Annotated in this window: 24 protein-coding genes; 16 read left to right on the top strand and 8 right to left on the bottom strand. The window is 57.7% G+C overall.

The window, feature by feature from the left end; genetic code table 11:
* Positions 1–29: 29 nt before the first annotated feature.
* Entirely contained in the window at positions 30–2,039 is a 2,010-nt protein-coding gene (locus I6I12_RS07720; RefSeq protein WP_200287683.1) for a maltotransferase domain-containing protein, read from the bottom strand.
* Positions 2,040–2,097: 58 nt separating this feature from the next.
* Between I6I12_RS07720 and I6I12_RS07715 the strand changes: the two genes are divergently transcribed.
* The 6 genes from I6I12_RS07715 to I6I12_RS07690 are packed head-to-tail and all read left to right on the top strand — an operon-like array spanning position 2,098 to position 7,745.
* Positions 2,098–2,919, top strand: a complete 822-nt coding sequence (locus I6I12_RS07715) for an ABC transporter ATP-binding protein (RefSeq protein WP_049361370.1) — start codon at positions 2,098–2,100, stop codon at positions 2,917–2,919.
* Positions 2,916–3,743: an NUDIX hydrolase gene (locus I6I12_RS07710; RefSeq protein ID WP_049361369.1), complete on the top strand. Its 828-nt coding sequence runs from the start codon at positions 2,916–2,918 to the stop codon at positions 3,741–3,743. The genes I6I12_RS07715 and I6I12_RS07710 overlap by 4 nt, the downstream gene beginning before the upstream one ends.
* Positions 3,740–4,873, top strand: coding sequence for a THUMP-like domain-containing protein (locus I6I12_RS07705; protein WP_200287682.1), 1,134 nt, complete (start codon positions 3,740–3,742; stop codon positions 4,871–4,873). The genes I6I12_RS07710 and I6I12_RS07705 overlap by 4 nt, the downstream gene beginning before the upstream one ends.
* A 24-nt stretch (positions 4,874–4,897) precedes the next feature.
* On the top strand, positions 4,898–5,680 hold the full coding sequence (locus I6I12_RS07700) for an electron transfer flavoprotein subunit beta/FixA family protein (protein ID WP_023021736.1): 783 nt from the start codon (positions 4,898–4,900) through the stop codon (positions 5,678–5,680).
* An 8-nt stretch (positions 5,681–5,688) separates the two neighbouring features.
* Positions 5,689–6,630, top strand: coding sequence for an electron transfer flavoprotein subunit alpha/FixB family protein (locus tag I6I12_RS07695; protein ID WP_200287681.1), 942 nt, complete (start codon positions 5,689–5,691; stop codon positions 6,628–6,630).
* On the top strand, positions 6,630–7,745 hold the full coding sequence (locus tag I6I12_RS07690) for a cysteine desulfurase family protein (protein ID WP_200287680.1): 1,116 nt from the start codon (positions 6,630–6,632) through the stop codon (positions 7,743–7,745). The genes I6I12_RS07695 and I6I12_RS07690 overlap by 1 nt, the downstream gene beginning before the upstream one ends.
* On the opposite strand, the gene I6I12_RS07685 is transcribed toward I6I12_RS07690, so the two are convergent.
* A complete protein-coding gene (locus I6I12_RS07685) occupies positions 7,742–8,689 on the bottom strand; it encodes an HNH endonuclease signature motif containing protein (protein ID WP_234288103.1) in 948 nt (315 codons plus the stop codon). The genes I6I12_RS07690 and I6I12_RS07685 overlap by 4 nt on opposite strands.
* A gap of 430 nt (positions 8,690–9,119) precedes the next feature.
* Here I6I12_RS07685 and I6I12_RS07680 point away from each other — a divergent pair, with 430 nt between their 5' ends.
* Positions 9,120–10,280 carry a glycoside hydrolase family 25 protein gene (locus I6I12_RS07680; RefSeq protein WP_023021732.1) on the top strand — a complete coding sequence of 387 codons (1,161 nt, stop codon included), beginning with the start codon at positions 9,120–9,122 and terminating at the stop codon, positions 10,278–10,280.
* On the opposite strand, the gene I6I12_RS07675 is transcribed toward I6I12_RS07680, so the two are convergent.
* Positions 10,261–11,097 carry a spermidine synthase gene (locus I6I12_RS07675; protein ID WP_200287678.1) on the bottom strand — a complete coding sequence of 279 codons (837 nt, stop codon included), beginning with the start codon at positions 11,095–11,097 and terminating at the stop codon, positions 10,261–10,263. The genes I6I12_RS07680 and I6I12_RS07675 overlap by 20 nt on opposite strands.
* Positions 11,098–11,191: 94 nt before the next feature.
* On the opposite strand from I6I12_RS07675, the gene mnmA reads away from it, so the two are divergent.
* Positions 11,192–12,277, top strand: coding sequence for a tRNA 2-thiouridine(34) synthase MnmA (gene mnmA, locus I6I12_RS07670; protein WP_200287676.1), 1,086 nt, complete (start codon positions 11,192–11,194; stop codon positions 12,275–12,277).
* Positions 12,278–12,301: 24 nt separating this feature from the next.
* Positions 12,302–13,195 carry a uroporphyrinogen decarboxylase/cobalamine-independent methonine synthase family protein gene (locus tag I6I12_RS07665; RefSeq protein ID WP_234288102.1) on the top strand — a complete coding sequence of 298 codons (894 nt, stop codon included), beginning with the start codon at positions 12,302–12,304 and terminating at the stop codon, positions 13,193–13,195.
* Here the strand turns inward: I6I12_RS07665 and I6I12_RS07660 are convergent.
* Complete coding sequence (locus I6I12_RS07660; protein WP_200287672.1) at positions 13,192–14,313, bottom strand: ATP-binding protein; 1,122 nt, start codon at positions 14,311–14,313, stop codon at positions 13,192–13,194. The genes I6I12_RS07665 and I6I12_RS07660 overlap by 4 nt on opposite strands.
* Positions 14,314–14,391: 78 nt before the next feature.
* A complete protein-coding gene (locus I6I12_RS07655) occupies positions 14,392–15,063 on the bottom strand; it encodes a 3'-5' exonuclease (RefSeq protein WP_200287671.1) in 672 nt (223 codons plus the stop codon).
* A 45-nt stretch (positions 15,064–15,108) separates the two neighbouring features.
* Between I6I12_RS07655 and ligA the strand changes: the two genes are divergently transcribed.
* Complete coding sequence (gene ligA / locus I6I12_RS07650; protein WP_432417957.1) at positions 15,109–17,178, top strand: NAD-dependent DNA ligase LigA; 2,070 nt, start codon at positions 15,109–15,111, stop codon at positions 17,176–17,178.
* A gap of 10 nt (positions 17,179–17,188) precedes the next feature.
* On the opposite strand, the gene I6I12_RS07645 is transcribed toward ligA, so the two are convergent.
* On the bottom strand, positions 17,189–17,848 hold the full coding sequence (locus I6I12_RS07645; protein ID WP_200287669.1) for an ACT domain-containing protein: 660 nt from the start codon (positions 17,846–17,848) through the stop codon (positions 17,189–17,191).
* Between the two features lie 204 nt (positions 17,849–18,052).
* Here I6I12_RS07645 and gatC point away from each other — a divergent pair, with 204 nt between their 5' ends.
* From gatC to I6I12_RS07630, 3 genes are all read left to right on the top strand, one after another.
* Positions 18,053–18,349 (top strand): Asp-tRNA(Asn)/Glu-tRNA(Gln) amidotransferase subunit GatC, encoded by a 297-nt coding sequence (gatC, locus tag I6I12_RS07640; protein ID WP_034656449.1) that lies wholly within the window; start codon positions 18,053–18,055, stop codon positions 18,347–18,349.
* Positions 18,350–19,837: an Asp-tRNA(Asn)/Glu-tRNA(Gln) amidotransferase subunit GatA gene (gatA, locus tag I6I12_RS07635; RefSeq protein WP_200287668.1), complete on the top strand. Its 1,488-nt coding sequence runs from the start codon at positions 18,350–18,352 to the stop codon at positions 19,835–19,837. It abuts the gene before it with no gap.
* An 87-nt stretch (positions 19,838–19,924) separates the two neighbouring features.
* Positions 19,925–20,419, top strand: coding sequence for an META domain-containing protein (locus I6I12_RS07630; RefSeq protein ID WP_200287667.1), 495 nt, complete (start codon positions 19,925–19,927; stop codon positions 20,417–20,419).
* A gap of 77 nt (positions 20,420–20,496) precedes the next feature.
* Here the strand turns inward: I6I12_RS07630 and I6I12_RS07625 are convergent, their stop codons facing one another.
* A complete protein-coding gene (locus tag I6I12_RS07625; RefSeq protein ID WP_005323344.1) occupies positions 20,497–20,820 on the bottom strand; it encodes a hypothetical protein in 324 nt (107 codons plus the stop codon).
* Positions 20,821–20,867: 47 nt separating this feature from the next.
* Between I6I12_RS07625 and I6I12_RS07620 the strand changes: the two genes are divergently transcribed.
* From I6I12_RS07620 to I6I12_RS07610, 3 genes are all read left to right on the top strand, one after another.
* Positions 20,868–22,244, top strand: coding sequence for an MFS transporter (locus I6I12_RS07620; protein ID WP_200287666.1), 1,377 nt, complete (start codon positions 20,868–20,870; stop codon positions 22,242–22,244).
* A 24-nt stretch (positions 22,245–22,268) separates the two neighbouring features.
* A complete protein-coding gene (locus tag I6I12_RS07615; protein ID WP_023021719.1) occupies positions 22,269–23,300 on the top strand; it encodes an ATP-dependent 6-phosphofructokinase in 1,032 nt (343 codons plus the stop codon).
* A gap of 64 nt (positions 23,301–23,364) precedes the next feature.
* On the top strand, positions 23,365–24,363 hold the full coding sequence (locus tag I6I12_RS07610) for a bile acid:sodium symporter family protein (protein WP_234288101.1): 999 nt from the start codon (positions 23,365–23,367) through the stop codon (positions 24,361–24,363).
* Here the strand turns inward: I6I12_RS07610 and I6I12_RS07605 are convergent.
* The gene (locus I6I12_RS07605; RefSeq protein ID WP_200287664.1) at positions 24,360–25,145 is read right to left on the bottom strand and encodes a DUF4261 domain-containing protein; all 786 of its coding nucleotides are present in this window, start codon (positions 25,143–25,145) and stop codon (positions 24,360–24,362) included. The two genes, I6I12_RS07610 and I6I12_RS07605, sit on opposite strands and share 4 nt — an antisense overlap.
* Between the last annotated feature and the right edge of the window lie 14 nt (positions 25,146–25,159).

Genomic DNA, 25,159 nt, shown 5'->3' with positions numbered 1-25,159 from the left:
AGATTGGGCGCGTTCCGGTGGACAAATGTTTACGGGCGATAGTCGGTGACCTCGCGCCAGGTGAGCTGCTCCTGCAGGGCGTGGTCGGCAGGGGGAAGGACGAAGACATGGGCGACGTCGCGAAGCGGCTCTAAGCGCACAAAATTGCGCTCGGACCAGTGATAGGCAGAGCCGGTAATCGTGTCTTGGACGGTATAGGACTCGCCGGGATGGCGGCCGATAGTGCGCATATCTACCGTAACGGTCGCTTCTTGCGCATTGCGCGGATCCAGGTTGACCACGACGAGGACCACATTGCCAGTGGCTGGATCAGCCTTGGAATAGGCAATGATGGCGTCATTGTCGGTGTCATGGAAGCGGAGGGTACGCAGTTGTTGCAATGCGGGGTTATCGCGGCGAATCTGATTGAGCAGCCGGATATAGGACTCTAAAGAGTCTCCTGACGCAACCGCAGCAGCAAAGTCGCGCGGCCGCAATTCGTACTTCTCCGAATCGAGGTATTCCTCGGACCCTGGGGCTACCGGGGTGTGCTCATAGAGCTCAAAACCGGAGTACACGCCCCATAGTGGAGACATGGTGGCAGCGAGGACAGCGCGTATGGCGAACATGGCGCGCCCCCCGGTTTGTAAAGATTCATGCAGGATATCCGGGGTATTGACAAAAAGATTAGGCCGGCAAATATCCGCCTGCTCTACGTGCATCTGGCCAAATTGGGTGAGCTCATGCTTCGTGGTCTGCCAAGTGAAGTAGGTATAGGACTGGGAAAAGCCTGCTTTTGCTAGCCCGAAAAGGCGAGGGGCGCGGGTAAAGGCCTCTGCCAAGAAGATGACGTCTGGGTGGGTGGCGTGTACGCGGGTAATCAGCCAATCCCAGAAGTTGGCGGGCTTGGTGTGTGGGTTATCTACGCGGAAAGTGCTCACTCCGGCTTCGACCCAAATCATGAGCGTTTCATAGATTTCGTGGTAGATGGCATCAGGTGCGTTATCGAAGTTGAGTGGATAGATATCCTGATACTTCTTCGGTGGGTTCTCAGCGTAGGCGATGGTGCCATCAGGAAGGACCGTGAAAAATTCTGGGTGGCTGGTGGCCCACGGGTGGTCGGGCGATGCCTGCAGCGCGAAATCAAGCGCTACTTCCAGGCCAAGCTCCTCGGCGCGAGAGACCAGCTTCTTGAAGTCTTCTATTGTGCCCAATTCGGGGTGGGTGGTGGAGTGGTCCTGGATGGCCCACGGGCTTCCCACATCACCGGGCTCAGCAACGACCGAGTTATTTTTTCCCTTGCGGTGCACCTTGCCAATGGGATGAATGGGTGGAAAATACACCGTATCGAAGCCCATATCGGCCACGCGCTCTAGTGCTTGGGCAGTAGTGTCGAAGGTGCCGTGCACAGGATTTCCCTCTTTGTCCCAGCCACCCGTGGAACGGGGGAAGAGCTCATACCACGAGTTATAAAGCGCGGCCGGGCGCTCCACGTAGACCTCGTGAATGGCGCCTTCTACTAGGAGATCGCGCAGGGGATGGGAGTGCAGGATGTCTGTGACCTCGTCCGAGAGCGCTACCTGCACGCGCTTATCGACGTCCAAGGACTCATCCTCCAAGTCCCGTGCAGCAGCAAAGAGGGGCGCCACAATATCCGAGGGGGTCTGGAGAGCCGCCCGAGAAAATAGATCCGCACCATGCTGGAAGTCATTGGCCAACTCGGCAGCGGATTGCCCAGCCGCCATCTTTTTAGTAACCGCGTTCTTCCACGTAGCAATGGGATCGGACCAGGCATCGACGCGGAAGTACCAGGTGCCTTGGGTGCCTGGGGTAAAGACGCCGTGCACTCGATCTTGGTCTTTGGGGTCTACCTGCATGGTGACAGAGGACGTAGCCGTGGACCGCGCCGCCCAGGCAGACAAAGTGGCTGAGACCGCGTCGTGGCCTTCGCGCCAGACCAGTGCGGTGACAGGAATTACCTCGCCCACAACGGCTTTAGAAGCTACAGAACCGGCGGAGATAAGCGGGCGGACATCGTCAATACCAAGGCGAGTAGTCATGCCCATAAGACTAATGCAGCTGTGTCAATTTCACCGGGCAAAGAATAAATCAGTCACAATGGAGGGCGTGAACGACGTAACTCCTACAGATCAAGATTGGCTCGTAGATTTTCGCGGCGTCGAGTTGCGCCGCGGCGGCAAGACCCTCGTTGGTCCTGTGGACTGGCAAGTGGAGCTCGATGAGCGCTGGGTCATTATTGGCCCCAATGGCGCGGGTAAGACCTCGCTAGTGCGCATGGCCGCGGCCGAAGAATTCCCGTCGAAGGGCACCGCCTTTTTGATGGGGGAGCAGATCGGCAAAACTGATATGCGCGATCTGCGCGCGCTCATCGGCATCTCCTCCGCTGCAGTGCAATCGCGAATCCCCGAAAATGAGCGCGTGGACGATCTCGTCGTCTCCGCAGGCTATGCAGTGCTGGGCCGCTGGCGGGAGGAATATCAGGACATGGACTTCTCCCGCGCTGATGAGATTTTGGCCCAGGTAGGTGCAACCCACCTGAAGGAGCGCACCTGGGGAACATTGTCAGAGGGCGAAAAGAAGCGCGTCGTCCTCGCCCGCGCACTCATGACTAACCCAGAGCTGCTCATCCTAGACGAGCCTTCCGCCGGAATGGACCTGGGAGGCCGCGAAGACCTGGTGGGATACCTCGGCGATCTAGCCATGGATCCAGATGCCCCAGCCATCGTCATGATCACCCACCACGTGGAGGAGATCCCATACGGATTTACCCACGCCATGCTGCTGGATGAGGGTAAGGTAGTGGCAAAAGGTCTGATTAATTCAGTCCTCACCTCAGAAAACCTGACTCGCGCCTTCCACCAGCCCATTCAGGTAGACCGCATTGGACAGCGATACTTCGCCCGCCGAGCTTCTCTATGACCAACCCTTTTCATGACCGTATCGATGCCGTTGACGCCAGCGATACCACCGGCTTTAACGGTGGGCGCTTGGCGGCAACCGTCCTGCTTCTACGGGACGGCACCGACGGTCTTGAAGTATGGGTACAAGAGCGCGTGCACACCATGCACAATTACCCGGGGCATTCGGTCTTTCCCGGCGGCGGCGTAGACCCACGCGACTTTCCGCCGCGTTCCTGGGACTCGGGCGAACTATGGGCCGGAAAATCCGTCATCTCCATGGCCCGACGGATGGGCGTAACAAAGTACAAAGCCCACGCGCTAGTATTCGCCGCTGCCCGGGAGCTCTTTGAGGAAGCCGGCACCCTCTTTGCCATCCGCGAAGACGGAATTGTCTCCAATGCACGGCGGTATCACAAGGAGCGAAAACTACTCGAGAGCCACACCATTTCCTTTACCGAATTCCTCAGCAATAACGGCATGCGTGTCGACGCCGATATGCTCCTTCCCTGGGCACGGTGGGTAGGAAAGGGAAAAAGCCACTGGTTCGACACCTTCTTTTTCGTCGGGGTGCTGCCCTCTGGCCAAGAACCCGATGGGGATACCGACGAGGCGGACGATGCCGGATGGTTTTCTCCCCAGCTCATCCTGGACGGCTGGCGCGCCGGGCTGGTGCGCCTAGTCATTCCTACTTGGGCGCAGATGCAGAGGCTGAGCAGATACTCCTCGGTTCAAGAAGTCCTCGATGATGCGTCCTTTTCTGACCTGCGCCCTGTTATCGGGGATCCGCGCGAGGACCCTCGTTACCGCGAATTCTTTTCCACCACCCCTTTAGACCGCATATGAGTTATACCCCCGCAGAAGTCAGCTTCTTGATTGAGCACCACGAGGAAATTGCTCACCTCGATCTCACCTTGACCAAGGCTTCTCGGCTTAAAGACACCGAAGTCTTGAAAGAGAAGTTCGGCGACTATGGCCGCGCAGTCATGGAGCTGGTGACCGCACGTAGTTCGGGCAAGCTTCCCAGTGATTGGCTGATGGACGCCGACTCAGCCCAACAAGCAACCCCCGTCGAGGTTGCGGCATACCGGGCGGCATTTCTTGCAGAGCAGGGGGTGGGCAGCGTCCACGACATCACCTGCTCCATCGGTACGGAAGGTCTAAATTCTCCGCTCGACTACTTTGGCTCAGACTTGGACGAGTCGCGCGTGAGAATGGCGAGGCACAATCTTTCTTCGACCAAGATCTTTCGCGCTGATGCGCTCACCACTACAACGACTGCCGATGTCCTCCTTGCAGATCCCGCCCGTCGCGCCGGAGGTAGAAGAATCACCCGGCCGGAGGATCTCGTGCCACCGCTTCCAGAGGTCGTCGACAAGCATCGAGACAAGGAATTGGCCATTAAGTGTGCACCCGGCCTTGATTTCAGCGAATGGAACGGCCTTGTTACCGTCGCAAGCGTCGACGGCGGAGTAAAAGAAGCCTGCCTTTATACCCCAGGCCTAGGAACCGGCCGAAGGGCAGTAATGATTCGTGGACACAAGCTAGACGTCCTCGATGATCAAGAAACAAACCTGCCCGAGGCCGGAGACATTGGTAGCTACCTCATTGACCCGGACGGTGCCATTGTGCGCTCCGGCTTGGTGCGGCATTACGCGGCACGGGAAGGGCTGCACCAAATCGATGAGCGCATCGCGTACCTGACAGGGGAGAGGATTCCGGAGGGAGCCTCGGGATTTCCATTCATAGAAAAAGTACCCCTAAAGAGATTAAAATCCGTACTTAAATCCTATGACGCGGGGAGCTTGGAAATCCTCGTGCGCGGGGTAGAAGTGGACCCTGACCAGCTGCGGAAGAAGATGAAGCTCAAGGGGAAGAAGCCTTTTGCGGTAATCATTACGCGAATTGGCGCACAAGGAATCGCCTTGCTGTGCAAACCCCGAGTATCATCGTCCGAGGATAATTACGCAACATAAATATATCGGAAAGGTGAGTGCCCAATGCCAACTATCGTGGCTCTGGTCAAACACGTGCCGGATACGTGGTCTACCAAGTCTTTGGAAGATGACCACACCCTGGATCGCACCTCCGTGGATAACGTCATTGATGAGGTTAATGAGTATTCCGTGGAACAAGCCCTGCGCCTGCGCGACGACAACCCGGATGCGGGTTATAAGGTAGTAGCGCTGACCATGGGGCCGGCCCAGGCAGACGAAGCATTGCGCAAGGCACTGGCTATGGGTGCCGATGACGCGGTGCTTGTCTCCGATGATTCGCTGGCGGGAGCGGATGCGCTGTCGACCGCATGGACTCTTAACGCTGCGCTGAACAAGCTTGACGACGTCCAATTGATCACCGCTGGCACCGAGGCCTCCGATGCCTCGACCGGCCTACTTACTGGATTGCTCGCCGAATACCGCCAGCTGCCTGCCCTTACCGGGCTGCACAAGGTAGAGCTGGCGGGCGGCACGCTGCGTGGCACGCGAGATGATGCGCGTGGCACCTGGGAACTAGAAGCGCCGCTGCCTGCAATTGTTTCTGTGAACGATAAGAGCGACAAGCCGCGCTTCCCTAACTTCAAGGGATTGATGGCCGCTAAGAAGGCGGAAATCACTACTTTCTCCTTAGCTGATTTGGGAATTGAGGCAATTGCGCCCACTACCTCCGTTTCGGCCGCCGAAAAGCGCCCACCGCGCACCGCTGGCGAGGTTATTTCTGAGCCCAACCCGCAAGACGCAGCGAAGAAGATCGCTGACTTCCTAGCCGCAAAGAACTTGATTTAGGAGTCGATATGTCTCACGTTTACGTATTAGTTGAGCACGATGCGGAAAAAGTCCTTCCCGTTACCGGAGAACTGATTACGGCCGCGCGCGAATTGGGTACGGTGTCTGCAGTGGTCGTCGGCAAGCAGGCAGATAAGTTCGATGCTGACCTTGCCGCCCTTGGCGCCGCGCAGGTGGTCCAAGCAACGGCCGAAGACTATGACCAGCGCCTCCTGATTCCAGAAGTCGATGCCTTGCATGCTCTCGGCGCCGCGAACCCCGCACCTATCGTGCTGGCCGCAACTCCCGCCAATAACGAGATTGCCGGCCGCCTAGCTGCCCGCCTCGCTTCCGGCGCACTGGTCAATGTCAGCGGCATCGCCGCTGATGGTTCCGCCCAGATGACCATTTTTGGTGGCTCCTATGAGACTACCTCTACCGCTACCGGCCAGTGCCCGATCTATACGCTGCGCCCAGGCGCGGTAGAGGCCGCACCACAGCAGGTGGAAGCGCAACCAGCCCCGATGCCGTTGCCGGCCGCTACTGGCAAAGATGTCAAGGTAACTTCCTTTACCCCTGCCCAGAAATCTGCACGTCCGGAAATTACCGAAGCCAAGGTGGTCGTCGCTGGCGGCCGGGGCGTGGGTGATGAATTTGGTGATGTTGTCGAGCCGCTTGCCGACGCCCTCGGCGCCGCAGTCGGCGCTACCCGCGATGCGGTAGACGAAGGCTTCTATGACGCTGCCTATCAGATCGGCCAGACTGGCGTTACCGTTTCGCCTGAACTCTATATCGGTTTGGGCATCTCCGGCGCTATCCAACACACCTCCGGCATGCAGACCTCTGGCACTATTGTGGTGGTCAACCAGGACCAGGATGAGCCATTTTTCCAGATCGCTGACCTTGGCGTTGTGGGTGACCTCCATGAAATCGCCCCGGCCTTGACCGAGGAACTGAAGGCACGCAAATAATGCCGCATTATTTTGACTACGCTGCTACCCAGCCGATGCGCCAGAGCGCGATTGACGCGTGGGTAGCTGCGGCTGGCTCCCTGAACTCCGGCGCGCAGTATGGTTCCGGCCGCAAGGCTCGGTCTGTGCTCGATGATGCCCGCGAGAAGGTTGCTTCACTCCTCGGCTGCGAGCCAATCGAGGTGATTTTCACTTCTTCTGGCACAGAGGCAGACAATATCGCCATTCAGGGACTTTATGCGGCCGGTAAAACAAACCGCATAGTTTCCACCGATATTGAGCATCCCGCCGTGCGCGATACCGTGGCTAAGCTGCACAATTCGGGTGCTGCCGTCGAGATTCTTCCTGTCGATCGCTCCGGACACATAGCAGACCTGTCGGCTCTAGACACGCTTGCCGACGTCGCTACCTGCATGTGGGCCAATAACGAAACCGGCGCCATTCAACCCATCGAAGATATTGCCGCCCGAGCCAGCGCAGTGGGTACACCGGTACACGTTGATGCCGTGCAAGCGGTAGGAAAGGTTCCCATCGACTTTTCCCACCTAGGGATCACCAGCCTTGCAGCTAGCGCCCACAAGTTCGGCGGTCCCCGCGGCATTGGCCTACTTCTAGCCAAGCGGAGTCCCTCACCCCAACCCATTGCCTATGGCGGTGGGCAGGAGCGCGGAATTCGTCCTGGAACTGTCGACGTCGCTGGTGCTTCCGGTCTAGCTGCGGCTTTGGAGGAATCCGTCGCGGAAATTTCTACTCAAGGTGAGCGGATTTCCGCGCTTCGCAATAAGCTCCGCGATGGAATTCTCGCCACCATTGACAATGCAGTCATCAATTCCACTGAACCGTGTTTGCCTTCTCACTTGCACGTCTCTTTCCCTGGTGCAGATGGCGATAGCCTCATCATGCTGCTAGATTCCCTGCAGATTGAGGCCTCAACCGGCAGCGCCTGTAGCGCAGGTGTAAACCGCATGTCTCACGTTCTGGAAGCGATGGGAGTAAGCGAGGCTGAAGGAATCGGTTCCTTGCGCTTTACGCTAGGCCGGCTTACTTCGGAAGAAGATGTCGATTACGTGTTGGCTCATCTTCCCGAGGTAATCTCCCGAGCCCGATCCGTCTAGCTTTCATTCCTTTCCTTCGCCGCTGCCCGTCGGGCGGCGATAGCTTGGCCCACCGTTAGCGCCCAGTTCTTGTTCTTGGGTGCTAGCGGTCCTTGGGGCTCGTCATATTCCCAGCGCCCATCATCAAACAGCCACACAATGTCCCCAGTGTGCGGATCCATGATATAAAAAGCACCGCCGTCAGTCTTGACGTTATGGTGGTGCTGGCATAGTGAAGCCAAATTGCTCCCTGCAGTTTTCCCTCCCCGAGCATGGTCAATGCGGTGGTCTTTCTGGCAGCTTTCCGCAGGGCGGTAGCACCCCGGCCAGCGGCACACCCCATCGCGGCCTTCCACATAGGCGCCTATGAGCGGGGGAGTAACGTAGCTTTCGCTTTCCATTTCTTTGGCTAAGTCCATGTCTCGCGTCTGAGCGGGGCGCAGGTTATCCGCGGTCTCTGGGCTTACCCATCCGAATCCCCGGATAAACGCGGGTGCAGACTCCTGATCATGGGCGCGATACATATGCAGAACTACCTTAGTCCGAGACTCAATTTCACCCAGAATCAATTTGGCCAGTGCTTCTGCCTTGGAAAGGCCATGTTCCTCGGCGGCTTTGCTGATGTGTTCGTCGATAGCTATAAGGGTAGTTTCGTCAAATTCAACTGCTAGCCCGGCTTTGCCACCGAAGCTGGAGTAGGTGAAATAGGAGTTATTCTTCGTGGGAGCCTCTTTATTTTCTTCGGTGGATGGGTTTTCAATAGCAATGAGGCCATTGAGTTTTCGCCGTAAATTCGTGTTGGAGGGCAGTACCTGTCCCGGCTTCGAGGGGGTCAAATAACGAGATAGTTCTTGGTCTATCCTCTCGAGGGTTTCCGCAGGGACATCACCGAGCTTGCTAAGTACGGCGTCGATAGTAATGAGGCGAGAGAAATCCAGGAAGTAGTAGGTTTCCTGCAGGGTCATTGTTAGAGGTAACTCAGCCAGCCGGTAGAGCGCCATGGTTATATCGCGCGTGCGCCGCTCACTCAATCCCGTACGGGTGGCAAGGGTATGGCAAGAAATGTCGAAATCGTCTTCTAAGTCTGGTTTGGCATCTTTCCAGAAAAGGTAATCTTGCTTTCTGATTTCGGTAGCTTTAACTGCTAATGGATCTTTAGGATCATTGACTATGTAATAGGCTTCCAAAATTATTTCCCCCGAATATTAGAACTGCTGAACTAATCTTCACGGTGTCTATCTTACGCTGTGGGTGCGCCCGCCACAAGAGGGGGGCAAAAATATGTTCTAAATGGTGAAATTGCCTACGGTGACAGAAATAGAAGAAAAGAAAATTATCTCAAGTGGTGCGTGTTAAAGATGTTGATAGAGTGAAACCATTGTTAGACTCACGCGCATGACTTCAAAGAAGGCACTCCGAAAGAGTATTACTGCGGTAGTTACCGTGGCTGCACTAGCTATTAGTGGTACCGCTGTTGCCCAGGCGGTGAGCTTTGGCGCCCCTAAGGGCGTGGACGTTGCGGCACACCAGCACCCGGGCGGCACGCCCATCGATTGGTCTAAGGTACGTACTGACGGTCAGTCTTTTGCATTTGTAAAAGCAACTGAGGGTGGGGATTGGGTAAATCCGCACTACGTCGAAGATGTTCAGGCCGCCCACGCTGCCGGCCTTAAGACAGGCGCATATCACTACGCTCGTCCATCGACTGACGCCAAAACGCAAGCGGCGAACTTTGCCGCGCAGATTGCGCTGGCGCCAGATCAGACATTGCCTCCCGCACTCGATATCGAGGTGGATGAAGGTAAATCCGCGGCCCAGTTGGAGCAGTGGATCGAAGAATTTACCAGCGAGCTCAAGCGCCTTACCGGCCGCACTCCCATGATCTACACCTACAAGTACTTCTGGATGGGGCAGATGAATAACTCCCAGAAGTTCTCGGATATGCCGTTGTGGCTTGCGGCCTATCAGGATCAGGCGCCCGAGGCCGTGGGTGGCTGGAAGAAGCTATCCTTCTGGCAGCGTTCTGGCTCCGGCAAGGTGGCAGGAATTCCTACCGACGTTGATATGAACCTTTTTAATGGTTCCAAGCAGCAGCTGCAGTCCTTTAGCGATGGAAATTATGTGGATGTCGGCGGCGCGCTCGAACAGCTCGTGGTGGGCGATGGCGTTGACCTAAGCTCGGACAGCACGCCGCTTATCGGCGCTATCCTAGCCCTCGCAGCAGGACTGATTGCGATACCACAGCTTGTCGACGCCGCCGAAAAGTCCGGCCTTGACCCCCAAGCAGCGCAAGGTCTAGCAGGCTTCGTGAAGACCTTGCAGGACAAGGATGCCCTCCCAGTAGAAGATCTGGGTGATATGGCAAAGGGGAACTTCTCTGTCAGTGACCTAGCAATCCTGTTGGACAATGCCGGTCACGTGAACAACGTTAAGTCTGGCAATGTCTCCGAGTCCGAAGTTTCGGAGGCTAAGAACGCGGCCAAGAAGGCTGGCGCTGATGTTCCCGATTTCGATGCGGGCCAAGTAGCCACGCTACTTAATCGCGTGCTGCAGTAGCACCAGCGAAAAACGCGCGGGTCCACGCCTCGTCCTTGTAGTGGGCAGGCACCGCCCCGCCAAGGAGTGCCTTAGCCAGCTGAGCGGCTTCAATGGAGCCCTCGGCTGGCATTTCTGTATCCGAGGCTATAAGGATGATGTTTCCGTAGCGCCGGCCTTTAAGCATTGGTGGGTCCGCGATGACCGCGAGGTGGTCAAAAACCTTGCTTAGTCCGGCCAGTTCGCTTTTTGCTAGCTGCAGATCAGAATGGTCTCCGCAATTGGCAATATAGAGTCCACCTGGCTCTAGTGCCTGCTTTGCAGCCTGGAAGAACTCCACGGTGGTGAGGCTAGCCGGAGTCTTATCGCCAGCAAATACATCACGGATGATGATGTCACGGCTGGCGGGCAGGAACCCCTCGGTTTCTTTGCGTGCTTCGCCGGCGCGGATCTTCACGGTAGGGGAACGGGGGACGTCGAAAAGTGTACGCACCAATTCCCCCAGTTTGGCGTCGAGTTCGACCACCGTGTGGCGGCTACCCGGGAGCTTGCTGGCAAAATAGCGTGGAAGGGAGCAGCCTGCGCCACCTAGGTGGGTGGCACGCAGCTTATTCGCTGGCCGAGTATTGAGGCGTTCGACGGCAGCTGTAATCCAGCGCATGTATTCGAACTCCAATTCTTCTGGCTCGCCCAGCACGATGTGGCTACTCGGCACGCCGTTAACGTTGAGGATATAGGCTCCATCGCGGAACTCATCCGCCACAACCTCGGCTGTTCCGGTCGAGATTTCGTAGGTGCCGGTGATTCCTTGTTCGGTGGAGGCTCGCTTTCTTCCCATGTGACACAAGCTTAGGGAATGGATTCGATTTAAACCGCGTTGGGGCTAGGGAGTAGACTTTCGGGCCTGTAGTCAAGGTGAATTGGGGAGCAAGATGCGAGTATTGGTTGCCATGTCCGGCGGCGTGGACTCATCTGTTGCCGCCGCCCGGGCGGTAGAAGCTGGCCATGAGGTGATTGGCGTTCACCTCGCCCTGCACAAGGACGCGCAGCAAACCAGAGAGAAAGCGCGCGGTTGCTGCTCGCTAGAGGATTCCGCTGATGCTCGCCGCATCTGCGATAAGTTGGGCATCCCCTTCTATGTGTGGGATTTTTCGGAGGAATTTAAAGAAGAAGTCATCACGGACTTCGTGGATTCCTATGCTCGCGGCGAGACACCTAATCCTTGCTTGCGCTGTAACGAGAAGATTAAGTTCCGAGCACTGCTACAAAAGGGCATGGCGCTCGGCTTCGATGCTGTGGCGACAGGTCACTATGCCACCATTGACGAAAACGGCTACATGCGCCGTTCTTTGGATGAGAATAAGGACCAGTCTTATGTCTTGGGCGTCATCTCGGCCGAAGAGCTGGAGCACTGCTTTTTCCCCATTGGCGATACTCCTAAGCCGCAGATCCGTGAAGAGGCCGCGGCGTATGGCTTTTCCACCGCGAAGAAGCCGGATTCCTATGATATTTGCTTCATTCCCGACGGCAACACTCAGGCATTTTTGGGCGCTCGCATCGGGCTTCGCCCTGGCCTGATCGTGGATCAGGAGGGCACGGAGCTTAAAGAGCACGATGGTGCATGGAACTACACCATCGGTCAGCGAAAGGGCCTAGACATCAAGGCGCCGGCTGCCGACGGCCGTCCCCGCTACGTCACCGATATTGATGCTGCTACCGGCACGGTTACCGTCGGCGCCCGCGAGGACTTGGCCGTGACCTCGATTCACGCTGATCGCCTAAAGTACCTCCACCCAGGCATGGATGGGGACTTCGAGTGTGAGGTTCAGGTGCGTGCGCATGGTTCCGTGGTGCCTTGTGTCGCGCACGTCGACCGCGAGGCGGATGAGATGCGCCTTGAGCTCAAGGAGCCGCTTTCCGGCGTGGCTCGTGGCCAGGCGGCGGTGCTGTATTTGCCTTCGCCGGATGAGCTGGGAGATATCGTTATCGGCTCTGGCACCATTTGCGGGACGGCCTAGATGACCGGCTTTGCACTTGGCCCCATGCCCGGCACTTCCGTAGCGGAGGCGGCGGACATCATAATCAGTGAGACTGACCTGCCCGCTATCCCGCAGCTTCCTGATAGGGGACTCGGCTCCGATGCGGTTGGGCGTACGGCCAGCATGCTCGAGGCCATCAATATCGATCGTGGTCCGCGGTCGTGGCGCATGACTGCGCGTCCGCAGCTTTTGACGCGGCGCACCTGGGATCGCTTAGAACGCGACCTCGATGAGGTTCAGGGGGTCTGGGGCGAGACGGTTTCCCACATTAAGGTGCAAGCCTTGGGGCCCTGGTCTTTGGCGGCGAGCATCGAGCTCTCCGATGGCCACCGCGTGTTCACTGACTCTAGCGCTTTCGCAGAGCTTTCCGACGCCCTCTTACACGGCCTCCACACCCATGCCCACGATGTGGCACGCCGTTTCCACGGCGAGGTGCACGTACAACTCGATGAACCGCTACTGGCAGATATCATTGCTGGCCGGATTCCCGGGACTACTGATTTCGACTCGATACCAGCGGTCCCAGAGGAAGTCGTCCTAGAAAGCCTTTTAGCGTTTGAGGCCGACTATGTGCATGCTGCGCCTATTTGGTCGGTGGCGCGCGCAGCGAAGACTTTTTTGGTTGATTCGCGCTTTCGCCAGCAGCTTTCCACCCCACAGCACTATGACGGATTGGGCGAGCACCTCAGTGCGGGCTACCGCATCGGCTTGGGCATTCCCGGCAAAGATGCGAGGGAGGAAGCAATCGCCTTAGCTTCCCACCTTGATCGCATAGGTATGCCGCGCGAGCTATTGGTCGACCACTTCGATGTTTTCCCCAGTGCGGCTTCGGCTAGTTCGCTTCGTTCTGTCACTGAGACCGCCGACATCCTCGTCCGGGACGCCGGCGATCTTTAATCGACACGCCCGCGGCTATCCGTGGCGGTGAAGTATTCGCCCATATAAGGGATGACGTAGCGCAGTTTGCCGTGTGCGGTGGGTTCGATCAGGTCGGCGTCGATAAGCCGCTGGCGAGTGGCGGACAAGGATCGTACAGTGCGGTCCATGTGTCCTGCTATGTCGGCGATGGTGGCCACGCCGTCTAGCTCCACTGCGGCCATTGCTTCCAAAAACTCCCGCTGTGCCGGTGGCAAGGTCAACGTCGCAGGCTGGTGCACCTGCGCGCCCATAATTGAAATCGCATCTGCAGCTATCGAGGCAATCGTCTCCTGAGAAATGCCACTTTCTTGGTTCTGGCGACTGCGCTCCCATGCCAGCGAGCCAACCAATTGCACGAGGTACGGGTAGCCGCGGGTAAGCGCCGCGGCGTCCCTAGTCGCCTCGGGGCTAAACTCTAACCCCGAGCCAGACGCTGTGTGCTCTAGAGCCTGCTGCGAATTGGCCGGAGACAGCGGTCCTAAGACGAACTTCTGGGCCCTGCGCAGAAACGTTACTCCAGGAAGATCTAATAAGTGGTTGACCCCTTGGGGAAGGCCGGCGGCTACCAAAGCGATATCAATTTCATCGCGCACTAGGTCTTGGTAGGCCACGGCGATGGTGGTGAGCTCTTCGACATCGGCGTCTTGCACCTCGTCGATGGTAAGCAGGATTCCGGTGCCTTTTAGCTCTGCGGAAAGCTCACGCAGGCGAGTATTCAGCGTGGGGGTGAAGCGATCTTCCTTTTGATGATCAAAGCCGATTGACCCTACGCCGCCGATGCCGATGCGGCTGACCTTCTTCTTGTCGCTCGGAGAGAGTTGTTCAAGCAGCCTGGGGATGGTGGTATTGACCAGTTCCTCGACCATGGTGGAGCGCCCTGAGGCGCGTAGCGTTACCCACCCTCGGGCCTCGGCGATGTCCTCCAACTCGTTGATGAGAACAGTCTTGCCGATGCCCCTTGCACCGCTGAGCACCATGGAGCGGGAAGCATTGCCTGCCGAGCCATCGAGCGCAGTGCGGAAGCTATCGAGCACGATACCGCGCCCGACCCAGAACAGGGGAGGAGCACCGAATGTAGGGCGGAACGGATTTTCCATATGGCTAGTGTAACCCTTGTTATCGGAGATTTGGGAGACTTTTAGCCGTACTTGGAGATTTAGGAGAATTGGGAGACTTTATCCGATGAGGGGCCATGCAGTCGAGACATCCGAGGCATCGCGGCCCTTGCCCTCTAGGTATTTCTTAAATGCAGTCCGATCCTCGTACCACTTGACCGCCTGGAATTCCATGAGCTCGTTTTCATCCATCTGCGCCAAGTTGGGGTAGTGCTGGCGTACCTGTTTCCAAGCGACGCGGGCGGCTGCGAGGGCGTCGGCAGTAGCTTCGTGGGCGTTGCCCAACTCGACGCCGTAGTGCTCGCACACTGCGCCAAGGGTGCGCTTGCCCTTGCGCCATTTATCGCTGACGCGGTCGATTACATAGGGGTCATAGACCGGGCCAGTGACCGTGAAATCGCCGGTGAGGCTCCGCAGCACGGTGAGATCAAAAGCAGCGTTGTAGACAATGAGCGTTAGACCATCCTCCCAGGCGGCCTTGATGGCCGCGACCGTATCTTTCAGAACCTCTTCGTGCGGTCGGCCCTCGGCGCGGGCTTTTTCGGTAGTGATGCCATGCACGTTGGTCGCTTCCTCCGGGATCTCGATTCCGGGATCGGCGAGGTGCTCCACCTTTTGTACATCGCGGCCATCAATGCGGACTAAGGCAGAGGTGACGATGCGGGCTTCTTTGGGATTGGCCGAGGTGGTCTCAAGGTCGAAGGCGAGCATGCGGGAGGCGTCGAAAGTCATGATCAATACCTTAGTAGCTAGCCCCGACACGAGGGATAGCTACACTTGAGCAGCGTGACTAATCCAGTTGATCTGCACCGTGAATGGAATGACCTTGCGCAGGAAGTGCGCCGCCACCGCAACCTGTACTACAACGGTGAGCCGGCTATTCCCGACGCCGACTTTGATGCCCTCTTCCAACGCCTTCTTGCACTCGAAGAAGAACATCCTGAGCTTGCCGTGCCTGATTCACCTACCCAGCAGGTGGGTGCTGCACCGAGCGCCGGTGAGGATATTGAACACCTTGAGCGCATGATGAGCTTGGACAATGTCTTTAGCGCTGGCGAGATGCAGGATTGGCTCGATAGAACCCCAACAAAGACTTATCTGACTGAGCTCAAGATTGATGGCTTGTCTATCGATTTGGTCTATCGCAATGGGCGCCTGACTACCGCCGCGACCCGTGGCGATGGCACAGTGGGCGAAGACATCACTGCTAATGCACGCGTGATTGAAGACATTCCGCATGAGCTCAAGGGGACAGATGAATACCCGGTCCCAGAGCTGATCGAGATTCGCGGCGAAGTCTATATGCGCCCCGAGGATTTTGAAGAGATCAATGAGGAGCGCGCGGCCGATGGCAAGGAAAAGTTTGCTAACCCGCGCAATGCCGCGGCAGGTGGACTGCGCATGAAGGATCGCGCCGAGGTGAAAAAGCGCCGCCTGAAAATGGTGTGTCACGGGCTAGGCGCGCGCGAGGGATTTTCACCCACTTCCCAACATGATGCTTATAAGGCAATTGCGGCTTGGGGGCTGCCCGTTTCCCCATATACCAAGCAGGTTTACTCGGCTGAGCAGGTCCAGGACGAGGTGGCACATTGGGCAGAACACCGCCACGATGCCATCTTTGAGATGGATGGACTCGTCGTCAAGGTAGATGATTTGGGCTCGCAGCGCGCACTGGGTGCGACTTCCCGCGCCCCGCGCTGGGCCATTGCCTATAAGTATCCACCGGAAGAGGTGACTACAAAGCTTAAGGGCATTGAGGTGGGTGTTGGGCGTACCGGGCGAGTGACCCCGTTTGCCATTATGGAGCCGGTCTTTGTCTCCGGTTCCACAGTGTCCATGGCTACCTTGCATAATCAGTCCGAGGTAAAGCGCAAGGGTGTGCTTATCGGGGATACCGTCATCATTCGCAAGGCGGGCGAGATTATCCCGGAGGTGCTCGGACCAGTGCGCGAGCAGCGCGATGGTAGCGAGTATGAGTGGGCATTCCCGGAGAACTGTCCGGCATGCGGCACGAAGTTGGCCCCACAAAAAGACGGCGACGCGGATTGGCGGTGCCCCAATACCCAATCGTGCCCAGCACAGCTTTCCGCGCGCTTGGAGTATTTGGCCTCGCGCAAGGCACTGGACATTGAGGCCCTGGGCGAGAAGGGGGCAATGGACTTAATTGAAAATGGTATTCTCGTCGACGAATCAGAGCTTTTCGAGCTCACCGAGGAAAAGCTCCTAGCCTCGGACGTCTACACGGCGAAGAAGGATACAAAGGACAAGCGCACCAAAAAAGAAGGAAATGTCAAGGTCAATACGGCCGGACAGAACTTGTTAAAGAATCTGGATGAGGTCAAAGGCCGTGACTTCTGGCGCGTCCTGGTCGCGCTGTCTATTCGTCACGTGGGACCAATTGCCGCTCGGGCGCTGGCCTCCCGCTATGGATCCATGGAAAAGCTACGCGCAGCCAAAACGGAGGAGCTGGCAGAAGTCGATGGCGTGGGTATGACCATCGCACAATCTTTCCATGATTGGTTCGAAGTGGACTGGCACCGCACTATCGTGGACAAATGGGCTGCCGCAGGGGTGGCTATGGAGGTAGCGGTGGAAGACCACAAGGAGCAGACTCTAGAGGGTCTGACCATCGTGGTGACCGGCAGTTTGGAGAACTTCACCCGTGATTCCGCGAAAGAAGCTATTGTTTCTCGTGGCGGAAAGGCTACCGGTTCGGTCTCGAAGAAGACCTCCTATCTCGTGGCTGGCGAAAACGCCGGTTCGAAGGAGGATAAAGCCCGTGAGCTGGAAATCCCGATTCTCAATGAAGCGGAATTCCAGCAGCTACTAGAAACAGGTGAAGCCTAAATCGGTCCGGCTACTTGAGGAAGCTGCCCAAGATAGTGCCGATGTGACCTAGGTGCTCCACCTCGGAGGCTAGGTAGTCAGGGCCGCCGGTGCGGCCCATGGCTATAACTAGGCCGGTATCGCCGAGCGGGGCGGCGGCCAGGGCGGAATCGAGAAGCGACCAACTCTCCGGGAGCCATTCATCGCGCTCGGGGCTGAGCACGCGGGCGCTTTCCACCTCAATATCGTGAGGTACGGTTCCATCATCTTCGGGGGCGGCATTGGAAGAAGCTACGCGGTGGATGGGCTCGTTATTGTCGATGACGATGCACCAGGTGGAGGTTAGAGCCCTTGGGATCGCGGCTACTACCTCTTCCATAGCGGCAGTGACATTCGTGGCATGGGCAACTCGTGCAAGGAGCTCGATTTGCCCGCGGCGGTCTACGCGGCCGCTGAATGGGCGGATGGAGTCGACCTCCACGCCCTCGACAGAGGAGGCGGCGGTAATGAGGACATCGGCCATGGTGCCTTGCGGCAACTCAATGACAATGTCATCCATGACCGTTCCATCGGGAAAGTTTTCTACGATATCGACCGATTGGATATTGCCATCGACGAGTCCAAAGGCGTCGGCAAGCTGGCCCAAGCTGCCAGGAGCATCGGGGAGCAGTACGCGGATCAAAAAGGACATGGTCTTGCACGCTTTCGGTAGTTTGTAGTCCCAGACATGATACGTGCGTCACAATGCGGGCTTCAAGCAACGCAAATTTGGGGTGACGCGGCAACCGTCGTGGTCGGTGCAGTACCATGGGTCGTTAGCAATTCACATAGTACATGCTGTCGGTGAATATTTTTCACCCGCGTGTCAATTATGCAGAAAAAGGATGGAGTTCGCGTGTCTGAGATTTCGCGTGATGAGGTAGCCCACCTCGCCAAGCTTTCCCGCCTAGCCCTGAGTGAGGAAGAGCTAGCCCAGTTCGCAACGCAGATTGATGAAATTGTTGATTCGGTTTCCGCGGTGGGAAACGTTGATACCGAGGGCGTGGAGCCGATGAGCCACCCGCACTCCGTGGACGCCCCGATGCGCGAGGACGTTATTGTGCGCACCCTTACTGCAGAACAGGCCTTGGACCAAGCACCGGCCGTAGAAGAAGAGCGCTTCGTTGTGCCACAGATTCTGGGAGGAGAATAAATGTCTAACCTGACCGTTCCCGCGGAGGGCCTGACCTCCCTGACTGCTGCCGAGCTGGCGGAGAAGATTCACGCCCGTGAAATTACTTCCCGCGAGGTAACCCAGGCATTCCTAGACCGTATTGCGGCAACCAACGAGGAGCTCAACTCCTTCCTACACGTGGGCGCGGAAGAAGCCCTCGCGGCTGCCGACGCCGTGGATAAGGCACTCGATGCCGGCGAAGAGCCTGCTTCCGGTCTGGCCGGCGTGCCGCTGGCTCTGAAGGACTTGCTGGTTACCACCGATGCGCCGACAACCGCCGCTTCCAAGATGCTGGAGGGATACGTTTCTCCCTATGACGCCACCGTGACCAAGCGCCTGCGCGAGGCTGGAATCCCCATCCTGGGCAAGACCAACCTGGATGAGTTTGCTATGGGTTCTTCCAATGAGAACTCTGCTTTTGGCCCAGCGCATAACCCTTATGACACGGAGCGCACCCCGGGTGGCTCCGGCGGTGGCACCGCTGCCGCACTCGCCTCTGGTCAGGCGCCGCTTGGCATTGGTACCGATACCGGCGGTTCCATCCGCCAGCCAGCTGCGCTGACCAATACCGTAGGCGTAAAGCCGACCTACGGCACCGTGTCTCGCTACGGTCTTATCGCTGCTGCCTCGTCCCTCGACCAAGCGGGCCCGTGCGGCCGCACTGTCCTCGATACCGCGCTCCTGCACGAGGTCATCGCTGGCCACGATGCTTTCGATGCCACTTCCGTTGATAAGCCGGTAGCGCCGGTTGTCGCCGCTGCACGCGAGGGTGCTAAGGGTGACCTCTCTGGCATCAAGGTCGGCCTGATTAAGCAATTTGAGCGCGATGGCTGGCAGGAAGGCGTGATGGAGAACTACCATGCCGCCGTTGAGCAGTTGCGCGAGCAAGGTGCGGAGATTGTCGAGGTAGATTGCCCGCACTTCGATGACGCACTGGCTGCGTACTACCTGATCATGCCGTGCGAGGTGTCCTCTAACCTGGCGCGTTTCGATGGCATGCGCTACGGCCTGCGCGCCGGCGATGACGGCTCCCACTCCGCCGAGCAGGTTATGTCCCAGTCCCGTGCAGAAGGCTTTGGCCCAGAGGTCAAGCGCCGCATCATGCTGGGTACTTATGCACTGTCCGTGGGCTACTACGATGCCTACTATCTGCAGGCGCAGCGCGTGCGTACGCTCATTGCCCAGGACTTTGCTCGCGCCTTCGAGCAGGTTGACGTACTTGTTTCCCCGACCACCCCGACTACCGCGTTCAAGCTGGGGGAGAAGGCCGAGGATCCGATGGCAATGTACAACTTTGACCTGTGCACTCTGCCGCTGAACCTGGCTGGCCTGTGCGGCATGTCTGTGCCATCCGGTATGGCAAGCGATACCAATTTGCCCACCGGTCTGCAGATCATGGCGCCAGCCTTCCAAGATGACCGCCTGTACAAGGTCGGCGCTGCCTATGAAGCTGGCCGCAATAAATAAGCCACTTCCTGTGGGGTCCCTGGCGATTCCATAAAGGTTTATCTACCCCCGTTGAATTTATATTCGGCGGGGGTAAAATTATTGGGTATGCATTTCAAGAAGACCGCAATTTTTTCGCTGTCCGCCGCTGCACTCATGGGCGTGGGCGTTGCCAATGCCGCGCAGGTGCCCTCCATCGATCCGGGGTTCAGCATGACCGCGCCGACCAACTCTGGGCTTATTGCCCCGCTGCCGAAGGGCGCGGAGAAGCTGGAGCCTCACATCGAGGGTCAGACCATCACTGGAACTCTCCACTCCATTAAGGAAGAAGGAAAGTTTAGCGTCGAATTTGCCAAGGACCACTCCTTGGTGATGAATGATGGCTGCAATACTTACACCACCACCTACAAGGTGGCTGCGGATGGCACCATCAGCGTCGGCGAGTTTAACTCCACCCGCGCGGCGTGCGATGAGCATACGCAGCAGCTTTCCGACGCCCTGCTCGGCCTCCTTGAGTCCAAGCCTTCCTTCTTTAACCTCCCTGGCGGCACCGTCGCCTTGGGTAGCAAGGAAGCTGCGGCCGAGTTTAGTGTTTCCAAGTAAAAACTCGCAGCACACTAAAACTAAAAATGCGCACCATGTCCTCGGGCATGGTGCGCATTTTGTGTGTGTGGGGGGGATTACTTGGCGTCGGAAAGCGCATAGGCTGCGCCCGCCGAGGCCGCGGTCACGCTAAGGACGGCTGGCCAGGCGCCAATCTTCTTCGCCAACGGGTGGGAGGCGCCGAATGCGCCCACGTAGAGTGCGCACAGGCCAGCAGTGGTAGCCGGAGTGGTTTTCTTTGCCCAAGAGCGACCTGCCCACACGCCAGCGGCGGCGAGGATAACGCCGCCGAGCGGGCGGATTCCGGTTTCGCGGGCGGTCACCCACCCGCCGATAAGGCCGAGGGTGACAGTAGTGGCGGTAGAAACGTCTTGGGGCTTTTTGATATCAATCATGGACATGCGGCCAGTCTAGGCCGATAATTCTGGCCCCGCTAGACTTTATGGCTATGACTGTGGAGACGCACTTGCCGCCTGAGCGCCAAGCATGGCGCGCCATGTTTGCACTGTCCCTCGGATTCTTTGTGTCTCTTCTGGACCAATCCATGGTGGCGGTCGCGCTGCCGAACCTGCAACGCGATCTTGGCGCGGGTGTGAACCAGGCCATGTGGGTATCCGCGTCTTATTTATTGGCCGCAGTGGTACCGCTGCTCTTCGCCGGCCGCCTAGGCGACGTCTTGGGCCAACGCCGGATGTTTTGTCTGGGCGTGGCTATCTTTGGCGTCGGTGCGATTGTTTGTGCCATAGCTCCCCAAGTAGAAGTACTCATTGCCGCGCGTGCCGTGCAAGGCGTTGGGGCATCTCTCCAGATGCCGCAAAGTATGTCCGTCATCAACCGAATCTTCGCACGTGAGCGCCGTGGGCGCGCGCTGGGTGTGTGGGGCGTCATCGGCTCGATTGCAGCACTTGTCGGTCCACTCGCCGGAGGCTTCTTAGTGGGGAACTTCGGTTGGCAGGCCGCTTTTTGGGTACACATTCCTTTCGTGGGGCTGGCCATCGTGCTGGCGCTGTTGTGGGTGCCCGAGTTGCCTACTACCGCGCAGTCTATCGATGCGCCATCGGCCGTCGTTTCTCTGATCGCGTTGGCGGCGATTGTCTTTGGCATCCAACAGGGACCAGTACTGGGGTGGGGCTGGACCATTTGGCTTATTCTGCTCGCCGGAGCAATCGCTAGCGCAGGGTTTATTCGATTGCAGGCTACCGCCGATGCCCGCGGGGCGAGCCCGCTGGTGCCGCTGACGCTCTTTCGCGATCGCAACTACCTTGCCGGCTCGGTGGGCATCATTGCTATGGGGTTTATGGCGGCTGCGGTGATGCTACCCATCATGTTGTGGCTGCAGGCCATGCAGGGCATTCCAGCAGGCGAGGCCGGCATTATCGTGGCGCCAATGGCTCTGGTTTCTCTACTGATATCTCCGCTCGCGGGAGTTATGGCGGATTATGTGAATCCGCGAATTCTTGGGGTGGTGGGATTTTCCCTCCTTATTCTTTCGCTGCTTGCGGCATGGTGGGTGATGCATGTAGACGCCCTGCCGTGGGTGCTCGGGCTGCCCATTGCAGGCCTTGGCGTGGGGCAGTCCTTCATCTGGGGTTCCAACGCAGCGACCACCCTGCGCGATGTGCCGCCGGTCCTCATGGGTGCTGCTTCTGGCGTGTATAACACCTCCCGCCAAGTGGGATCCGTAGTGGGCGTCGCCTTAGTGTCTGCCGTTATGCAAACAGGTGACCCAGCAGTGGCACTTATTAATTCGCTCCTTGTCATCGTGCTTGCGCTGGTGGTGGGCTTGGTTTCTGCTCTCTGCTTTCGGGACACCCTGCAGGGCTAAAAGTAGCGCGCTAGATTGGTAGGTATGCGTCTAGGTGTTTTAACGTCCGGTGGCGATTGCCCCGGCCTCAATGCTGTAATTCGTGCGGTTGTGCGTACCGCATCCAATGAATTTGGAGATACCGTCGTAGGTTATGAAGATGGTTGGGTGGGACTGATGGAGGACCGCCGCCGCGATCTCTATGATGATGCAGAAATCGACCGCATTTTGTTGCGCGGTGGCACCATCCTAGGCACTGGCCGCCTGCATCCGGATAAGTTCAAGGCGGGTCTTGATCAGATTAAATCCAATATGGCCGATGCCGAGGTGGATGCCCTCATTGCCATCGGAGGAGAGGGCACCCTCAAGGGGGCAAAGTGGCTATCTGATAATGGGGTGCCGGTAGTAGGTGTTCCAAAGACCATTGACAACGACGTAAATGCCACCGACTACACCTTTGGTTTTGATACCGCAGTATCTGTAGCTACCGATGCTATTGACCGCTTACATACCACCGCGGAATCCCATAACCGTATTCTGATTGTGGAGGTTATGGGCCGCCATGTGGGGTGGATTGCCTTGCACGCGGGCATGGCCGGTGGCGCGCACTACACGGTGGTGCCCGAGGAGCCTTTCGATATCGCAGAAATCACCAAGGCGATGGAGCGCCGCTTCCAAATGGGTGAAAAATACGGCATCATCTGCGTTGCAGAAGGCGCCCTCCCAAAGGAGGGGACGATGGACTTTGAAGCCGGCGGCGTGGATCAGTTTGGTCACCAGACTTTCAACGGTATTGGTCAGGTCATTGGCGATGAGATCAAGGCGCGCACTGGATATGACGTGCGAACGACGGTGTTGGGACACATCCAGCGCGGCGGTACACCGACTGCCTATGATCGCGTTCTGGCAACTCGATACGGCGTGCACGCAGCCCGTGCTACCCATGAGGGCAAGTCAGGTATGTGTGTAGCTCTCCATGGCGAGGATATTGATCTAGTTCCGTTGGAGGAGGCCGTGGGAACCCTTAAGACAGTGCCGGAATCGCGTTACCGCAATGCACAAGCGCTCTTTGGGTAGAGACCGCGCACATTTCGAATATTAGGATAGCGCTCCCACTGCGTGGGAGCGTATTCTTTTGTCCATGAGTATCGATAGTATGACAGATAATCGGATTGTGGCGGCTACCGGGCCCTCCGCAGCTCAAGACCGCCAAGCATTTATCGCAGCGCTAGGCTTTCCCGTGCTTGTGATTATCGGTGGAGTGATTGGATACTTCGCACCGAATACCGCAGCCTCCTTTGCTCCGCAGGTCACCCCGCTGCTGGGCATCGTCATGTTCGGGATGGGACTTACCCTCAAGCCAGTGGACTTTGCCTTGGTGGCCCGCCGGCCGCTTCCCGTGCTCATCGGAGTAGTTGCGCAGTTTGTCATCATGCCGCTGGTGGCATTGGCGGTGGTAGCAATCATGGACCTCCCAGAAGCGGTAGCGGCCGGGGTCATTCTTGTAGGCTGCGCTCCCGGTGGAACGAGCTCTAATGTGGTGTCTTATTTAGCGCGTGGTGATGTAGCCCTGTCGGTGACCATGACCTCGATTTCCACCCTATTGGCACCGGTGCTTACCCCGTTGCTGACCTTGTGGCTGGCAGGGGAGTATATGCCGGTTTCCGCTTCGTCTATGGCATGGTCCATTGTGAAGGTGGTGCTCATTCCTGTCGTCGCCGGCATCCTCATGGGCATGCTGGTTCCACGTGTAGTGGCAAAGATTAACTCGGCATTGCCTTGGATTTCGGTTGCGGCGATTTCCGCTATTGTGTGCATCGTGGTGGGCGGAGCGCACGACACCATCGCTAGCGCCGGTGCGCTGGTCTTTGCTGCCGTGATCATCCACAACGGGTGTGGCTACGGTCTGGGCTACCTAGCCGGATTGATAACCAAGCAGCCAGTCGCCGCTCGGCGCACGATGGCCGTCGAGGTGGGCATGCAAAACTCCGGATTGGCCACCTCCTTGGCATCGACGTATATGAACCCATTGGCTGCTCTGCCAGGAGCCGTCTTTTCCGTGTGGCACAACCTTTCCGGTGCGGTGCTGGCTGCCATCTGCCGCTATGTGGATTCCCGTAGGCAGGAGAGTACTAGCTAGAAACTAATCGTGACCGCTGGGAGAGACTCGTCTACAAACCAGGGTTCTTCCTGTGCGGTCAGGGGCGGCTGACCTTCTTCGAAGCTTAAGGTGTCGCCGTCCTTGACGGTGGCGCCTTGGAGAACGTGGTCTGCGATATTAGCCAGCTTGTAATAGAGATCGGTGGGATCCATCGATTCGGTGGCCGCCTGGACTTCGGGGTGACCTGCTTGGACTAGCCCCACGGTATAACCCAGAATCTTGTTTCCCTTTTGGGTGAGCCATACTGGCGCAATGTGCATCGGGGCAAGGTTGTCCCGAACGGCCTCGAGGAACGTATTCGGAGCGATAGATACGTTTCCTCTGGGATTGTGGACGATGAGGCATTCTGGGTGATCAGCTACCACAGCGGTGGCTTTGGAGAGCAGCTCTAGGTGCTCGCGGCGAGCCTCACGAAACTGCTTGGCACGGTTCTCCTCTGCATCCCGGGGAAGTACGGAGACGAGGATTTGTGCGGTGGCAGAATCGAGACCGCGTGCGTCCGCGCTCAAAATGGGGTGGAGACCATAACTATCGCGGGTGGGAGGGGTGTCGATGGCTTGGTAGTGCAATAAGAATGAATCATCGAGCTCGGCCATGAGGCTACCGGGATTCTTGCCCGGAGTGATGTCTCCCAAGCGATCGCCAAAAGTGGTGGTCAGACGCTCGCTTACCTCCTCGGGTGTGGGGGCAGTGCGAAAGACTGCGATGTTGATCAAAGGGGCATCGATAAGCTGAGCATCAACGCTATGTGGTGTAGTCATAATATTCAGCTTAG

The sequence above is a fragment of the Corynebacterium kefirresidentii genome (assembly GCF_016599755.1).
Classification (GTDB): domain Bacteria; phylum Actinomycetota; class Actinomycetes; order Mycobacteriales; family Mycobacteriaceae; genus Corynebacterium; species Corynebacterium kefirresidentii.
Note: the sequence above shows the minus strand (reverse complement) of the source record. Positions and strands in the feature narration are given on the sequence as shown.

Excerpts from the sequence above, each read along its gene's own strand:
- I6I12_RS07720 (WP_200287683.1), bottom strand. The coding sequence starts at position 2,039 with ATGACTACTCGCCTTGGTATTGACGATGTCCGCCCGCTTATCTCCGCC.
- I6I12_RS07715 (WP_049361370.1), top strand. The coding sequence starts at position 2,098 with ATGGAGGGCGTGAACGACGTAACTCCTACAGATCAAGATTGGCTCGTA.
- I6I12_RS07710 (WP_049361369.1), top strand. The coding sequence starts at position 2,916 with ATGACCAACCCTTTTCATGACCGTATCGATGCCGTTGACGCCAGCGAT.
- I6I12_RS07705 (WP_200287682.1), top strand. The coding sequence starts at position 3,740 with ATGAGTTATACCCCCGCAGAAGTCAGCTTCTTGATTGAGCACCACGAG.
- I6I12_RS07700 (WP_023021736.1), top strand. The coding sequence starts at position 4,898 with ATGCCAACTATCGTGGCTCTGGTCAAACACGTGCCGGATACGTGGTCT.
- I6I12_RS07695 (WP_200287681.1), top strand. The coding sequence starts at position 5,689 with ATGTCTCACGTTTACGTATTAGTTGAGCACGATGCGGAAAAAGTCCTT.
- I6I12_RS07690 (WP_200287680.1), top strand. The coding sequence starts at position 6,630 with ATGCCGCATTATTTTGACTACGCTGCTACCCAGCCGATGCGCCAGAGC.
- I6I12_RS07685 (WP_234288103.1), bottom strand. The coding sequence starts at position 8,689 with ATGACCCTGCAGGAAACCTACTACTTCCTGGATTTCTCTCGCCTCATT.
- I6I12_RS07680 (WP_023021732.1), top strand. The coding sequence starts at position 9,120 with ATGACTTCAAAGAAGGCACTCCGAAAGAGTATTACTGCGGTAGTTACC.
- I6I12_RS07675 (WP_200287678.1), bottom strand. The coding sequence starts at position 11,097 with ATGGGAAGAAAGCGAGCCTCCACCGAACAAGGAATCACCGGCACCTAC.
- mnmA (WP_200287676.1), top strand. The coding sequence starts at position 11,192 with ATGCGAGTATTGGTTGCCATGTCCGGCGGCGTGGACTCATCTGTTGCC.
- I6I12_RS07665 (WP_234288102.1), top strand. The coding sequence starts at position 12,302 with ATGCCCGGCACTTCCGTAGCGGAGGCGGCGGACATCATAATCAGTGAG.
- I6I12_RS07660 (WP_200287672.1), bottom strand. The coding sequence starts at position 14,313 with ATGGAAAATCCGTTCCGCCCTACATTCGGTGCTCCTCCCCTGTTCTGG.
- I6I12_RS07655 (WP_200287671.1), bottom strand. The coding sequence starts at position 15,063 with ATGACTTTCGACGCCTCCCGCATGCTCGCCTTCGACCTTGAGACCACC.
- I6I12_RS07645 (WP_200287669.1), bottom strand. The coding sequence starts at position 17,848 with ATGTCCTTTTTGATCCGCGTACTGCTCCCCGATGCTCCTGGCAGCTTG.
- gatA (WP_200287668.1), top strand. The coding sequence starts at position 18,350 with ATGTCTAACCTGACCGTTCCCGCGGAGGGCCTGACCTCCCTGACTGCT.
- I6I12_RS07630 (WP_200287667.1), top strand. The coding sequence starts at position 19,925 with ATGCATTTCAAGAAGACCGCAATTTTTTCGCTGTCCGCCGCTGCACTC.
- I6I12_RS07625 (WP_005323344.1), bottom strand. The coding sequence starts at position 20,820 with ATGTCCATGATTGATATCAAAAAGCCCCAAGACGTTTCTACCGCCACT.
- I6I12_RS07620 (WP_200287666.1), top strand. The coding sequence starts at position 20,868 with ATGACTGTGGAGACGCACTTGCCGCCTGAGCGCCAAGCATGGCGCGCC.
- I6I12_RS07615 (WP_023021719.1), top strand. The coding sequence starts at position 22,269 with ATGCGTCTAGGTGTTTTAACGTCCGGTGGCGATTGCCCCGGCCTCAAT.
- I6I12_RS07610 (WP_234288101.1), top strand. The coding sequence starts at position 23,365 with ATGAGTATCGATAGTATGACAGATAATCGGATTGTGGCGGCTACCGGG.
- I6I12_RS07605 (WP_200287664.1), bottom strand. The coding sequence starts at position 25,145 with ATGACTACACCACATAGCGTTGATGCTCAGCTTATCGATGCCCCTTTG.